Origin of the sequence: Streptomyces sp. SKN60 (genome assembly GCF_026236535.1) — a bacterium.
Taxonomy (GTDB): domain Bacteria; phylum Actinomycetota; class Actinomycetes; order Streptomycetales; family Streptomycetaceae; genus Streptomyces.
In genome coordinates, this window is sequence record NZ_JAHTMW010000008.1 from 267237 (window position 1) to 281126 (window position 13890).

Consider the following 13890-nt stretch of genomic DNA (forward strand, 5'->3'; position numbering starts at 1 on the left):
AAACCGGATGCCGGGCGGCCTTAATTCACGTGATGTGCCGTCATGCTAGCGCCCCGCCTGTTGCGATATTCCTCCGCTGCGCGGGAGTTCCGCACTTCTTTAGCGTCCGATATCCGGCCGACTGGCGAACTTTAAGTTCGGTTTTAGGCCGCTCGATTACGTTGTTTCTCTCGGACAAATTGGATCGCCAGGCTTTCGGTTGGAAGGGCTTGAACAGATGACGGCGGAAGCGAATCCCGTGCCGGCCACGTCCGGAACGGAGCGCGCGGAGGATGACCTGACCCCGTACGGCGGGGTGGTGGCCGATGCGGCCTGGCGCGATGAGGTGCTGCGGCTCGCCGAACAGCACAACGCGGTGATCCTCGCGCACAACTACCAACTCCCGGAGATCCAGGAGATCGCCCACCACGTGGGCGACTCCCTCGGACTGAGCCGGATCGCCGCCGAGTGCGACGCCGACACGATCGTGTTCTGCGGCGTCCACTTCATGGCGGAGACGGCGAAGATGCTGGCCCCCGAGAAGCGGGTCATCATTCCGGACGCCCGGGCCGGCTGCTCGCTGGCCGACTCCATCACCGCCGCGGAGCTGCGGGAGTGGAAAGCCGAGCACCCGGGCGCCGTGGTGGTCTCGTACGTGAACACCACCGCCGAGGTGAAGGCGGAGACCGATATCTGCTGCACCTCCTCCAACGCGGTCGAGGTGGTCGAGTCGATCCCGGCCGACCGCGAGGTCCTCTTCTGCCCGGACCAGTTCCTCGGCGCCCACGTCAAGCGGGAGACAGGCCGGCAGAACATGCACATCTGGGCCGGCGAATGCCATGTGCACGCCGGTATCAACGGGCCCGAGCTGGCCGACCAGGCGGCCGCCAACCCCGACGCCGACCTCTTCGTCCACCCGGAGTGCGGCTGCGCCACCTCCGCGCTGTACCTCGCGGGCGAGGGCATCGTGCCCGAGGAGCGGGTGCGGATCCTCTCCACCGGCGGGATGCTCGACGCGGCCCGCGAGACCGGGGCCCGCTCCGTGCTCGTCGCCACCGAGATCGGGATGCTGCACCAACTGCGCAAGGCCGCGCCGGAGATCGACTTCCGGGCCGTCAACGAGCGCGCCTCCTGCCGCTACATGAAGATGATCACGCCGGCCGCGCTGCTGCGCGCGCTGCGCGAGGGCGCCGACGAGGTGCACGTGGACCCGGAGGTCGCCGCGCGCGGCCGGGAGTCCGTGCGGCGGATGATCGCCATCGGCCGGCCGGGCGGTGGCGAATGACCGATCCGCGCTGGGCGGCCCGCGCGGACCTCGTGGTGGTGGGGACCGGCGTCGCCGGCCTCACCGCCGCGCTCACCGCCGCCGAACTCGGGCTGCGGGTCCTGGTGGTGACCAAGGGCGGTCCCGGCGACGGCAACACCCGGCACGCCCAGGGCGGCGTGGCCGTCGTGCTGCCGGCCGCGCACGAGCCCGGGGACACGGTCGGCCGGCACGCCCGGGACACCCACGTGGCCGGAGCCGGACTCTGCGAGCAGGACGCCGTCGAACGGATCGTCACGGACGGTCCTGACGCGGTCGAGCGACTGCGCCGGACCGGCGCCCGGTTCGACACCGGCGACGACGGCGCCCTCGCCCGCACCCGCGAGGGCGGTCACAGCGCCTTCCGCATCCTGCGCGCCGGCGGCGACGCCACCGGCGCGGAGGTCGAGCGGGCCCTGCTCGCCGCCGCCCGTGACCGACGCGTCGCCGTGCTGACCGGACACACCGCCCTGGACGTGCTGCGCACGCCCGGCGGCGCGGTCGCGGGCCTCGCGGTGCTCGACTCGGCCGCCGTGCCGGGCCTGATCAGCGCCCCGGCCGTGCTCCTCGCCACCGGCGGCCTCGGCCAGCTCTACCGGGCGACGTCCAACGCGGAGGGCGCCACCGGCGACGGACTCGCCCTCGCGCTGCGCGCCGGAGCGAGCCTCGCGGACCTGGAATTCGTCCAGTTCCACCCGACCGTGCTGTTCACCGGCCCCGGCGCGCACGGCCGCCGGCCGCTGGTCACCGAGGCCGTACGGGGCGAGGGCGGCATCCTGGTGGACACCCGCGGCGAGCGGGTGATGGCCGGCGTGCATCCGCTCGCCGACCTCGCCCCGCGCGACGTGGTGGCCGCCGCCATCACCCGCCGCATGGCGGAGACGGGCAGCGACCACGTCCTGCTCGACGCCACCCACCTCGGGCCGGAGGCCTTCCGGCGCCGGTTCCCGACCGTCCACGCCGTGTGCGCCGCCGCCGGCGTCGACCCGTCGCGCGAGCCCATACCGGTCGCGCCCGCCGCCCACTTCGCCTGCGGCGGAGTCGTCGCGACCGTCGACGGCCGCACCGAGGTGCCCGGCCTGTACGCGGCCGGCGAGGTCGCCCGTACCGGACTGCACGGAGCCAACCGGCTCGCCTCCAACAGCCTGCTCGAAGGGCTCGTGGTGGGGGAGCGGGCGGCGCGGGCGGCCGCGGCCGATCTGCGCGACAGCGCCCCGGTGGATCCGGACGCCGCCGGATGGCCGGACCGCACCGCGGCCGCGGCCGTGGCGGACCGCGCCGTCCTGCAGCGGACGATGACCCGCCACGCGGGCATCGGCCGCACCGCGGCCGGCCTGGCGGAGGCCGCCGGCACCGTCGCCGCCGTCTCCCACCGCCGCCCGCTCGACTCGGCCCGCGCGGTCGAGGACGCGGCCCTCACCCTGGTGGCCGACGCCCTCCTCGCCGCCGCGGCCGAGCGCCGCGAGACCCGAGGCTGCCACGTCCGCACCGACTTCCCCGGCACCGACGACACCGTCTGGGGCCGCTCGACGACCGTGCGCCTGGACGCGTCCACCGGCCGGCCGGTCGTCAACCGTCCCGTTCCCGTGGGAGGAGCAGCATGATCGCCGAGGACTGGTCGCCCGCGACCGACGAGCGGCTGCGCGCCGCCGGCGTCGACGTCGAGGACGCGCGGCGCGTGGTCGTCACCGCGCTGGAGGAGGACCTCCGTTACGGCGCCGACGCCACCACCGACGCCACCGTGCCCGCCGACGCCGTCACCGAGGCGGTCGTCGGCTCGCGGCAGTCGGGAGTGCTCGCCGGGCTGCCGGTGGCGCTCGCCGTGCTCGACCTCGTCACCGGGGGACGGTACGAGGTCGCCGAGTGTCGGGCGGACGGGGACCGGCTCGGCGCCGGTGACGTGGCGCTCCGGGTGACCGCGCCCACCCGTGAACTGCTGCTCGCCGAGCGCACCATGCTCAACCTGCTGTGCCATCTCTCCGGCATCGCCACCCTCACGGCCCGGTGGACCGACGAGCTGGCGGGCACGCGGTGCACGGTCCGGGACAGCCGGAAGACCCTGCCGGGCCTGCGCCTGCTCGAGAAGTACGCGGTGCGCCGCGGCGGCGGCGAGAACCACCGCCTCGGCCTCGGCGACTCGATCCTGATCAAGGACAACCACATCGTCGCCGCCGGCTCGGCGGGCGCCGCGCTGCGCGCCGCCCGCGCCCACGCCGGGCAGCTGCCCTGCGAGATCGAGGTGACCACCCTCGACGAGCTCGACGAGGTGCTGGCCCTCGGCGCCGACGAGGTGATGCTGGACAACTTCACCGTCGAGCAGTGCGCCGAGGCGGTCCGCCGCCGCGCCGCCGCGGGCGCCCGTACCCGTCTGGAGGCCTCCGGCGGGCTCACCCTCGACGTGGCCGCCGCGTACGCCCGCACCGGCGTCGACCTGCTCGCCGTCGGCGCGCTGACCCACTCGGCGCCCGCCCTGGACCTGGGGCTGGACTTCGCCCCGCACACCGAAGGAGGAGAGGGGCAGCGATGAGCCGACGAGAGACGGCCACCGCCGACACCGCCACCGCCGACCGCCCCGCCGACGTCCCCGACGGCCGCATCGCGGTGGTCGGCATCGGCTGCCGGTTCCCCGGCGCCGACGGACCCGGGGCGTTCTGGCGCAATCTGCGGGACGGAACCGAGAGCGTCACCTTCTTCGACGACCGGCAACTGGCCGCCGCGGGCGTGCCGGAGGCGCTGCGCGCCGACCCGGCCTTCGTCGGCGCCCAGGCCGTGCTCGACGACGAGTTCGGCTTCGACGCGGGCCACTTCGGCATCAACCCCCGGGAAGCGGACATCATGGATCCGCAGCACCGGCTGATGCTGATGTGCGCCTGGGAAGCCCTCGAGGACAGCGGCCGCCGCCCCGACCGGCTCGGCGGCAAGGTCGGCGTCTTCGCTGGCGGCTACCGCAGCGACTACCTCCGGCACGTGCCCACCGACGGCGACGCGGCCGCGGAGTTCGCCCGCGACGTCGCCAACGACAGCGACTACCTGGCGACCCGCGTCTCGTACAAACTCAATCTGACCGGCCCGTCGGTGACCGTGCAGACCGCCTGCTCCACCTCCCTGGTCGCCGTGCACCTCGCCTGCCAGAGCCTGCTCCTCGGCGAGTCCGACACGGCGCTCGCCGGCGGTGCCACGGTCCGCTCGGGCCATCAGCGCGGATACGTCTTCCAGCGCGGCGGCATCCTCTCCTCCGACGGGCACTGCCGCGCCTTCGACGCCGCCGCCGAGGGCACCGTCATCGGCGACGGCGTGGGCGTCGTCGTGCTGCGCCGGCTGGCCGACGCCCTGGCCGACGGCGACCCGATCCGGGCCGTGATCCTCGGCTCCGCCGTCGGCAACGACGGCGCCGACCGGGTCGGCTTCACCGCCCCGGGCGTACAGGGCCAGTCCGAGGTGATCCGCACCGCCCTGGAACGCGCCGGAGCCCATCCCCACACCATCGGCTACGTCGAGACGCACGGCAGCGGCACCCCGCTCGGCGACCGCATCGAGGTCGACGCGCTCGACCGCGCCTTCCGCGCGGCCGGCTGGCGCGACGGCGACTGCGCCCTCGGCTCGGTCAAGACGAACATCGGGCACACGCACGCCGCCGCCGGCATCGCCGGCCTGATCAAGACGGTCCTCTCGCTCCAGCACCGGATGCTGCCGCCGACCCTGCACTTCGAACGGCCCAACCCGCGCATCCGGTTCGCCCGCACCCCCTTCCGGGTCAACGCCGAACTCACCGCCTGGCCGGCCGGCGCCGGCCCGCTGCGGGCCGGGGTCAGCTCCTTCGGCCTGGGCGGTACGGGCGCGCACGTCGTCCTGGAGCAGGCACCGGAGCCGGTCCGCGCCCAGGAGGACGGGCCGGACCGCGCCGGGCACCGTGCCGACTGGCAGCTCCTTCCGGTCTCCGCCCGCACCCCGGAGGGCGCCGAGCAGGCGGCCGAGCGGCTGGCCGCCCACCTCGCGGACCGGCCCGGCCTGCGGCTCGCCGACGTGGCCCGGACCCTCCAGGACGGCCGCAGCCACTTCCCGCACCGGCGGATCGCCCTCGCCCGCGACCTGGACGGGGCCGTCGCCGCGCTGCGTGGCGGGTCCGCCGACTCCCTCTTCGCCGGCCGGGCGGCGGACGACGTTCCGCCGGTCGCCTTCCTGCTGACCGGTCTCGGCGACCAGTACCCCCAGATGGGGCGTCAGCTCTACGAGACCGAACCGGTCTTCCGCGCCGAGGTGGACCGCTGCGCGGCCCTGCTGAAGGAGCGGTCCGGCATCGATCTGCCCGCCGCGCTCTACCCCGGGCCCGCCCCCGCCCCCGCCGACGAGCCGGACCAGGGCCCCGACCTGCGCAGGCTGCTCGGCCGCGGGACGGACCCGGTCGACGGTCTGAGCGAGACCGAACAGGCCCAGCCGGCCCTGTTCGTCGTGGAGTACGCGCTGGCCAGGCTGCTCGAACACTGGGGGGTCCGGCCGGACGCCCTCATCGGCTACAGCCTCGGCGAGTACGTCGCGGCCTGCCTGTCGGGCGTGCTCACCCTGGAGGACGCGCTGACCCTGGTGGCCGCGCGGGCCGAACTGATCGGCCGGCTCGCCCCCGGCCGGATGCTCGCGGTGCCGCTGCCCGAGTCGCGGGTCCGCCCGCTGCTCGGCGACCGGCTCTCCCTGGCCGCGGTCAACGGCCCTGAGCTGTGCGTGCTTTCCGGAGAGCCGGACGCGATCGCCGCCGTCGAGGCCGACCTGGCCGCCGAGGGCGTGGCCGCCCGCCGGCTCAACGCCACGCACGCCTTCCACTCCGTCATGATGGAACCGCTCGTCGAGGAGTTCACCCGGCTGGTCGCCGGCTTCGCGCTCAAGCCGCCGTCCGTCCCGTACCTCTCCAACGTGACGGGTGACTGGATCACGGACGAGCAGGCCACCAACCCTGGCTACTGGGCCCGGCACCTGCGCGAGCCGGTCCGGTTCGCCGACGGCGTCCGCAAGCTGTGGGACGAGCCGGACCGGGTCCTCCTCGAAGTCGGCCCCGGCTCCACGCTCGGCGGCATCGCCCTGCGCAACCGCCCCGCCGAGGACGCCGCGGCCCAGCTGGTGCTCGCCACGCTGCCCCCGTCCTTCGACCGGCGCCCGGCGGCCGCCTTCCTGCGCGGCACGCTCGGCAAGCTCTGGCTCGCCGGGGTCCCGGTGCGGTGGCCCGCCCTCGACGGCGGCCCGGTCCGGCTCGCCCTCCCGACCACTCCGTTCGACCTGCGCGAGCACCGCGTCACGCCCCGCTGGGAGACCGAGCAGGCGCCGCCGGCGGCCCCCGCGCTGGTCCGCAAGGAGAACCTCGCCGAGTGGTTCTCCGTACCGGCCTGGGAACCGCTGCCGCCGCTGCTCGCCGGGGCCGGCGCCGCCGGAGAGCCCACCGACGAACCCGCCGACTGGCTGGTGTTCCTCGACGACCACGCGGTCGGCGACCACGTCGTCGCCCGGCTGACCGGGCGCGGACACCGGGTGGTGACGGTCCGGGCCGGCGACGCCTGGCAGGAGCTTGGCGACGGGCGCTACACCGTACGGCCCGACCGCGCCGAGGACTACACCGCACTGCTGCGCGAGCTCGACCGGGCCGGCGCACTGCCGCGGCACATCGTGCACTGCTGGACCGTGACCGGCCCCGACGACGTCCCGGACCCCGGCGAGCTCCGCCGGCGGGCCTTCGACAGCCTGCTGTTCCTGGCCCAGGCGCTCGGCGCGACCGGCGCCGCCGGCGAGGTCGACGTCACGGTCGTCTCCAGCGACCTGCACCCGCTGCACGGCAGCGGCTCGCAGCCGGGCAAGGCCCTGCTGCTCGGCCCCACCCAGGTCTGGCCGCGCGAGTCGGCCGGCATCGCATGCCGCAGCGTGGACATCAGCCTCACCGCCCCCGCGAGCCGCCGTGACGTGCCCCGGGCCCTGGACGCCCTCGTGGCGCAGCTGCACCAGCCCGTCACCGACCACCAGATCGCGCTGCGCGGCACCGGCCGCTGGCGGCGGGTGTTCCTGCCCGCCCCGGTCGACCGCACCGAGCAGCCCCATCCCCGGCTGCGCCCGGGCGGCACCTACCTGATCACCGGCGGTCTGGGCGGCATGGCCCTGGAGCTGGCCGGGCACCTGGCCCGGACGGCCGGTGCCAACCTGGTGCTGGTCGGCCGGCACGGACTGCCGCCCCGCGAGGAGTGGGACGCCCTGACCGCCGGGACGGGCACGGACGCCACGCTCGTCCGGCGGATCGAGCGGGTACGGAGCCTCGAGGAGTCCGGCGCCCGCGTCGAGGTCGTCCGCGCCGACATCACCGACGGCCCGGCCGTGGCCGCGGCGATGCGGCACGCCGTGGAGCGCTTCGGTGCCGTGCACGGCGTCGTGCACGCCGCGGGAGTGCCCGGCGGCGGCCTGATGCAGCTCAAGGACCCGGCGGCGGCCGCCGAGGTGCTCGCCCCGAAGGTGGAGGGCACGCTCGCGCTCCTCGACGCCTGCCGCCAGGTCGCGGCGGACCTGGACTTCGTCGTCCTGTGCTCCTCCCTGCTCTCCGTCACCGGCGGGCTCGGGCAGGTGGACTACTGCGCGGCCAACGCCTTCCTGGACGCCGTCGCCCACCACCACGACGCCCTCGGCGACCTGCCGGTCACGGCGATCGACTGGGACGCCTGGCGCGAGGTCGGCATGGCCGAGCGCACGGTCGGCGGGTCCGCCGGGGCGAACCCCGGCGCCGGCGCCGCCGCGGAGACCGGCCATCCGCTGCTCACGCGCCGGCTCACCGCCACCGAGCGGCACGCGGTCTACGCGGCCGACTTCAGCGCGGACCGCAGCTGGCTCGTCGACGAGCACCGCATGCTGGGCCACCCGGTCGTCCCCGGCACCGGTCACCTGGAACTGGTCCGGGCGGCGGTGGCCGAGCACTCCGGCCGGGAGCCGCGGGAGCTGTCGGACATCACCTTCCTCTCCCCGATCGTGGTGGACGAGAACCGGCCCCGCGAGGTCCGGGTGGTGCTCGACCGCAGCGGAGACGCCTACACGTTCTCCGTGGTCAGCCGGTACGACGGCAAGGCCGCCTGGCAGCTCAACTCGACCGGCCGGGCGACCGTCGGCGACCGGGGGGACCGGCCGGACACCGAGCGCCCGCACGCCGAGCGCCTGGACATCGCGGCCCTGACCGGGCCGGACGGCCTGCGCCCGGTGGAACGTCCCGTGCACGAGGGCCCGATGGGCTTCGCGGGCCGCTCGCTGTGCCTGGAGCGGATGTACGCCGGCGACCGGGAGTACCTGGCCCTGCTCGCGCTCCCGGAGCGGTACGCCCACGAGGTCCCGGAGCTGGCCCTCCACCCGTCGCTGATGGACCTCGCGACCGCCTTCGTCGGGGTGCACGCGGCGAAGGAGTTCCGCATTCCCATCTCGTACGGCCGGGTCACCCAGTACGCCCCGCTCACCGCCCGCGTCTACAGCCACCACCGCTATGCCGTGGCCGACGACCCGGCGCTCGAGACCCTCTCCGCCGACGTGACGATCACCGACGAGGACGGGCGTGTGCTGGTCGTCGTCGAGGGATTCGTCCTGAAGCGGACCGGTGACCTCACCGAACGCCTCGCGGGCCTGCGCAGCGGTACGTCCGAGGAGATCGTCGGCTACCGCTTCGCCGAGGCCGAGGCCGAGGACGGGCCGGGGCGCGAGGCCCCGGGCGTCGCCTTCCTGCGGCAGCAGCTGGCGCAGGGCATCCGGCCGGACGAGGGCGTGGCCGCCTTCGACCGGATCCTGGCGGCGGCCCCGGGCCCCCAGGTCGCCGTGTGCACCCAGGACCTGGACGCGGTCATGGCCCAGGTGATCGCCGAGGGCGCGGGCGCGGGCCCGCGGGAGGACGCCGCCGGCGCTGCTCCGGCCGGCCCCGCCCACCCCCGGCCGCATCTGATGACCCCGTACACCGCCCCGCGCGGGGACACCGAGAGCGCGCTGGCCGCGCTCTGGCAGGACCTGCTCGGCCTGGACCGGGTCGGCACGCACGACGACTTCTTCGAGCTCGGCGGGCACTCCCTGCTCGGCATCCAGCTCGCTGCGCGGCTGCGCGCGGAGCTGGGCGTCGACGTGGCCGTCGGCACCGTCTTCAACGCGCTCACGGTGGCCGGTCTCGCCGCCGTCGTGGACCGGCTGAAGGAGGAGGCGCGGTGACGGCCGCCCCGGCGAAAGCCCGCCCGGAGGACGAACGGAACGACAACGGCATGGAGGAGAACATGGAAGCGCTGCGCGCGGTGGGTGTGGCCGGCGCCGGAGTGATGGGCCGCGAGGTGGCCCAGGTGCTGTCCCAGCACGGACTGCGGGTCGTCCTCGTCGACGTCTCCGAGGAGGCGCTGGACGGGGCCCGCAGGGCCATCGAGCAGAAGGTCCGCTTCCAGCGGCTGCTGGGCGCCGGCGGACCGGAGGTCCCCGTCGCCGAGGTGCTGGAGCGGATCACCTTCGCCACCGACTACAGCGGGTTCACCGAGGTCGACTTCGTCATCGAGAACGTCACCGAGGACTGGGAGACCAAGCGCCGGGTGTACGAGGAGATCGACCGGCTCTGCCCGGAGCACGCCGTCTTCGCGGTGAACACCTCCTGCATCCCGATCACCAAGGTGGGCGGCGCGGTGTCGCGCCCGGACCGGGTCATCGGCACCCACTTCATGAACCCGGTCACGCAGAAGCCGGTCGTCGAGGTCATCCGGGGGCACCACACCTCCGAGGCGACCATCGCCACCACACAGCGGCTGCTCGCGGCCATGGGCAAGGAGGGCATCGTCGTCAACGACGCCCCCGGCTTCGTGTCCAACCGCGTGCTCATGCTGACCATCAACGAGGCGGCCTTCCTCCTCCAGGACGGCGTCAGCACCGTCGAGGACGTCGACCGGATCTTCAAGACCTGTTTCGGCCACACGATGGGGCCGCTGGAGACGGCCGACCTCATCGGCCTCGACACCATCCTGCTCTCGATCGAGGGCCTGTACGAGAGCTTCGCCGACAGCAAGTACCGGCCCTGCCCGCTGCTGCAGCGGATGGTCCACGCCGGTCTGCACGGCCGCAAGAGCGGCCACGGCTTCTACGACTACGGCGGGCGGCCCGCCGCCTGACGCGGCCCGCACCCCCTCTCCCTCACCCGAACACCCTCACCCGCACACCCGCACCCACTCACAGAGAGGTCCCGATGGACGCCATCAAGTCCGCCACCAGGGAATTCATCGGCAAGTACGTACGCAACCGGGAACTCGGCGACAGCGACGACCTGTTCGCCTCCGGCTTCGTGAACTCGCTCTTCATCATGCAGCTGGTGATGTTCGTGGAGAGCGAGCTGGCGACCCCGGTCGCCGACGAGGACCTCCGGATGGACAACTTCCGCAGCGTGGACGCCGTGGCCGCCTTCGTGGCGCGCAAGGCCGCGGCCGCCACGCCGACCGCCTGACGACCACGGGGTAGCACGATGCAGTTGACGGCGCGGCAGGAGAGCCTGTTCGCGGAAGCCCGGTCCTACGCGGCGGCGGAGATCGCCCCGTACGCCGGTGCGTGGGACGAGAACGAGGCCGTGCCCGAATCGGCCGTCGCCGGCTTCGCCGCGCGCGGCCACCTCGGCGCCCTGGTGCCTCGCGAGTACGGAGGCGCCGGGCTCGACGCGGTCTCCTTCGGGCTGCTGAACGAGGCGGTCGGGCAGGCCTGTTCGTCGATGCGCAGTCTGCTGACCGTGCACAGCATGGTGGTGCACGCGGTGACCCGCTGGGGGAGCGAGGGGCAGCGCGCCCACTGGCTGCCCCGCCTCGCCGCCGGCGAGAGCGCCGCCGCCTTCGGGCTCTCCGAGGCCGAGGCCGGCAGCGACGCCGGGCGGCTGAGCACCACCGCGGAACGCCTGCCGGACGGCGGCTACACCCTCACCGGCGCCAAGAAGTGGACCACCTTCGGACAACGGGCCGACGTCTTCCTGGTGTTCGCCCGGCTCGACGGGCAGATCACCGCGTTCCTCGTCGGACGCGACGCACCTGGCCTCGACGTCGTACCCGTCACCGGCATGCTCGGCACCCGGGCCTCGCTCCTGGCCGAACTCCGCATGGTCGACTGCCGGGTGCCGGCCGACGCCCTCGTGGGGCGGCCGGGCTTCGGCCTGTCGGCGGTGGCCACCAGCGCGCTGGACATCGGCCGCTACAGCGTGGCGTGGGGGTGCGTCGGCCTGCTCGCCGCGTGCGCCGACGCCGCCACGGCACACGCGGACCGGCGCGTCCAGTTCGGCCGGCCGCTGGGCGAGCACCAGCTGGTGCGCCGCATGATCGCCGACATGGCCACCGACGCGACCGCGGCCCGGCTGCTGTGCCTGCGGGCGGGGCGGCTGAAGGACGCGGGCGACCCGGCGACCGTGGACGCGACCTGGATGGCCAAGTACTTCGCCTCCGTCAAGGCGTTCCGCGCGGCGGCCGACACCGTACAGATCTTCGGGGCCGCGGGCTGCGCGGAGGGCCACCCGGCCCAGCGCATGCTCCGGGACGCGAAGATCATGGAAATCATCGAGGGAAGCACCCAAGTGCAGCAGGACTACCTGGCGCAGGCCGCCCTGCGGGAGCGTGCCGCATGAGCGAGACCGGGACGACCGTGAAGACCGGCACGACCGGCAAGATCGACGAGACCGACGAGACCGGCGAGGCCGGCAAGACCGTGAAGTGCGTGGTGTGGGACCTGGACCACACCGTCTGGGACGGAGTCCTCCTGGAGGACGGGCGGGTCACCCTCCGGCCCGGCGTCGCCGACGCCATCCGGACCCTGGACGAGCGCGGCATCCTCCACTCGATCGCCAGCCGCAACGACCACGCCGCCGCCATGGCCCGGCTCGAAGAGCTCGGCCTGGCCGAGTACTTCCTGCACCCGCAGATCAACTGGGGTGCCAAGTCCGCGTCCGTGCGGTCCGTGGCCGAGGCGCTGAACATCGGCCTGGACACGATCGCGTTCATCGACGACCAGCCCTTCGAGCGGGACGAGGTCTCCTTCGCACTCCCTCAGGTGCGCTGCCTGGACGCGGCCGAGCTGCCCGGACTGACCCGGCTGCCGGAGCTGATGCCGCGCTTCGCGACGGACGACTCCCGCCGCCGCCGCGAGATGTACCGGGCGGACCAGGTCCGCAAGGACGCCGAGGAGCGGTTCGACGGAGCCCAGGACGAGTTCCTGGCCCGTCTGGGCATGCGGTTCGAGATCGCCCCCGCGGGCGAGCCGGACCTGCAGCGTGCCGAGGAACTGACCGTCCGCACCAACCAGTTGAACACGACCGGCGTCACCTACTCGTACGAGGAGCTCGACGCCTTCCGCACCTCGGACCGGCATCTGCTGCTCACCGCCTCGCTCACCGACCGGTACGGGCCGTACGGCACCATCGGGCTCGCCCTGGTGGAGAAGGGGGAGGAGGACTGGCACCTCCGGCTGCTGCTGATGTCCTGCCGGGTGATGTCACGCGGCGTGGGCACCGTGCTGATCAACCACGTCAAGCGGCTGGCCCGGGACGCCGGCGCCCGGCTGATCGCGGACTTCGTGCCGACCGACCGCAACCGGATGATGTACGTCTCCTTCAAGTTCAACGGCTTCGAGGAGATCTCCCGCGAGGACGGCCGGGTGCGGTTCGCCGCCGACCTGTCGTCCATCCCGCCGGACCCGGCCTACCTCGACGTCCGGGCAGCCGGCTGACCGCCCGACCGCCCGACCGCTTGCGGGGGCCGGCCGCCGGGCCGGCCCCCGCTTCGTCGTATCCGCTCCCGCATACCCGTTCGCGTACCCGTTTTCGCGTACCCGCTTTCGCATATCCGTTTCCGCACACCGAGGACACATGATGACTCTTTCCCAGAAGAAGGCCCTGGTCACCGGAGGCTCGCGCGGCATCGGCCGCGGGGTCGTCGAGCGGCTCGCCGCCGAGGGAGCCGACGTGGCCTTCACCTACCGCGAGCGCGAGGCCGAGGCCAAGGAGGTCGTGGCGGCGGTCGAGGCCGCCGGGCGCACCGCGTACGCCCTCCGCGTGGACCTGACCGAGGTCGCCGAGGTGCGCCGCACCATGGCGGAGGCGCACCGCCTGCTCGGCGGTCTCGACATCCTGGTGAACAACGCCGCCGCGGCGGCCACCGCGACGCGCATCGACGCCGTGACGGAGGAGGAGTTCGACGGGGCGATGGCGGTCAACGCCCGCGCCGTGTTCTTCGCCCTCCAGGAGGCCTCGCGGCTGATGAACGACGGCGGCCGCATCATCAACCTGTCGACCGCCAACACCGCGCTGCCGGTGCCCGGTGTGTCGCTGCACGCCGGCAGCAAGGCCGCCGTCGAGCAGTACACCCGCGTGGCGGCCCAGGAGTTCGGCCCCCGGGGCATCACCGTCAACGCGATCTCGCCGGGCGCCACCGACACCGAGCTGCTGCGGGCCAACATCACCCAGGAGGGCATGGAGCTGGCCGTCCGGATGACCCCGCTGGGCCGGATCGGCGAGCCCGCCGACATCGCCGGTGTGGTGGCCTTCCTCTGCGGCCCGGACGGCGGCTTCGTCAGCGGCCAGAACCTGCGCGTGACCGGCGGCATGGTCTGACCCCCGCCCCGTA

Annotated in this window: 9 protein-coding genes; all 9 read left to right on the forward strand. The window is 74.1% G+C overall.

Annotated elements, in window-relative coordinates; all coding sequences use genetic code 11:
- Positions 1–238: 238 nt before the first annotated feature.
- The 9 genes from nadA (at position 239) to KV205_RS16075 (ending at position 13877) form a co-directional block, all read left to right on the forward strand.
- Positions 239–1264 carry a quinolinate synthase NadA gene (gene nadA, locus KV205_RS16030; RefSeq protein WP_265865033.1) on the forward strand — a complete coding sequence of 342 codons (1026 nt, stop codon included), beginning with the start codon at positions 239–241 and terminating at the stop codon, positions 1262–1264.
- The gene (locus KV205_RS16035; protein ID WP_265865034.1) at positions 1261–2886 is read left to right on the forward strand and encodes an L-aspartate oxidase; all 1626 of its coding nucleotides are present in this window, start codon (positions 1261–1263) and stop codon (positions 2884–2886) included. The genes nadA and KV205_RS16035 overlap by 4 nt, the downstream gene beginning before the upstream one ends.
- Positions 2883–3809, forward strand: coding sequence for a carboxylating nicotinate-nucleotide diphosphorylase (gene nadC, locus KV205_RS16040; RefSeq protein WP_265865035.1), 927 nt, complete (start codon positions 2883–2885; stop codon positions 3807–3809). Before KV205_RS16035 ends, nadC begins: the two co-directional genes overlap by 4 nt.
- A complete protein-coding gene (locus KV205_RS16045) occupies positions 3806–9478 on the forward strand; it encodes a type I polyketide synthase (protein WP_274710480.1) in 5673 nt (1890 codons plus the stop codon). Before nadC ends, KV205_RS16045 begins: the two co-directional genes overlap by 4 nt.
- Positions 9475–10413 carry a 3-hydroxyacyl-CoA dehydrogenase family protein gene (locus tag KV205_RS16055; RefSeq protein WP_265865036.1) on the forward strand — a complete coding sequence of 313 codons (939 nt, stop codon included), beginning with the start codon at positions 9475–9477 and terminating at the stop codon, positions 10411–10413. The genes KV205_RS16045 and KV205_RS16055 overlap by 4 nt, the downstream gene beginning before the upstream one ends.
- 74 nt (positions 10414–10487) lie before the next feature.
- Positions 10488–10742: a phosphopantetheine-binding protein gene (locus KV205_RS16060; RefSeq protein ID WP_265865037.1), complete on the forward strand. Its 255-nt coding sequence runs from the start codon at positions 10488–10490 to the stop codon at positions 10740–10742.
- Between the two features lie 18 nt (positions 10743–10760).
- A complete protein-coding gene (locus tag KV205_RS16065; RefSeq protein ID WP_265865038.1) occupies positions 10761–11897 on the forward strand; it encodes an acyl-CoA dehydrogenase family protein in 1137 nt (378 codons plus the stop codon).
- A complete protein-coding gene (locus KV205_RS16070) occupies positions 11894–12994 on the forward strand; it encodes an HAD family hydrolase (protein ID WP_265865039.1) in 1101 nt (366 codons plus the stop codon). The genes KV205_RS16065 and KV205_RS16070 overlap by 4 nt, the downstream gene beginning before the upstream one ends.
- Before the next feature lie 142 nt (positions 12995–13136).
- Complete coding sequence (locus tag KV205_RS16075; protein ID WP_265865040.1) at positions 13137–13877, forward strand: SDR family oxidoreductase; 741 nt, start codon at positions 13137–13139, stop codon at positions 13875–13877.
- Positions 13878–13890 lie beyond the last annotated feature (13 nt).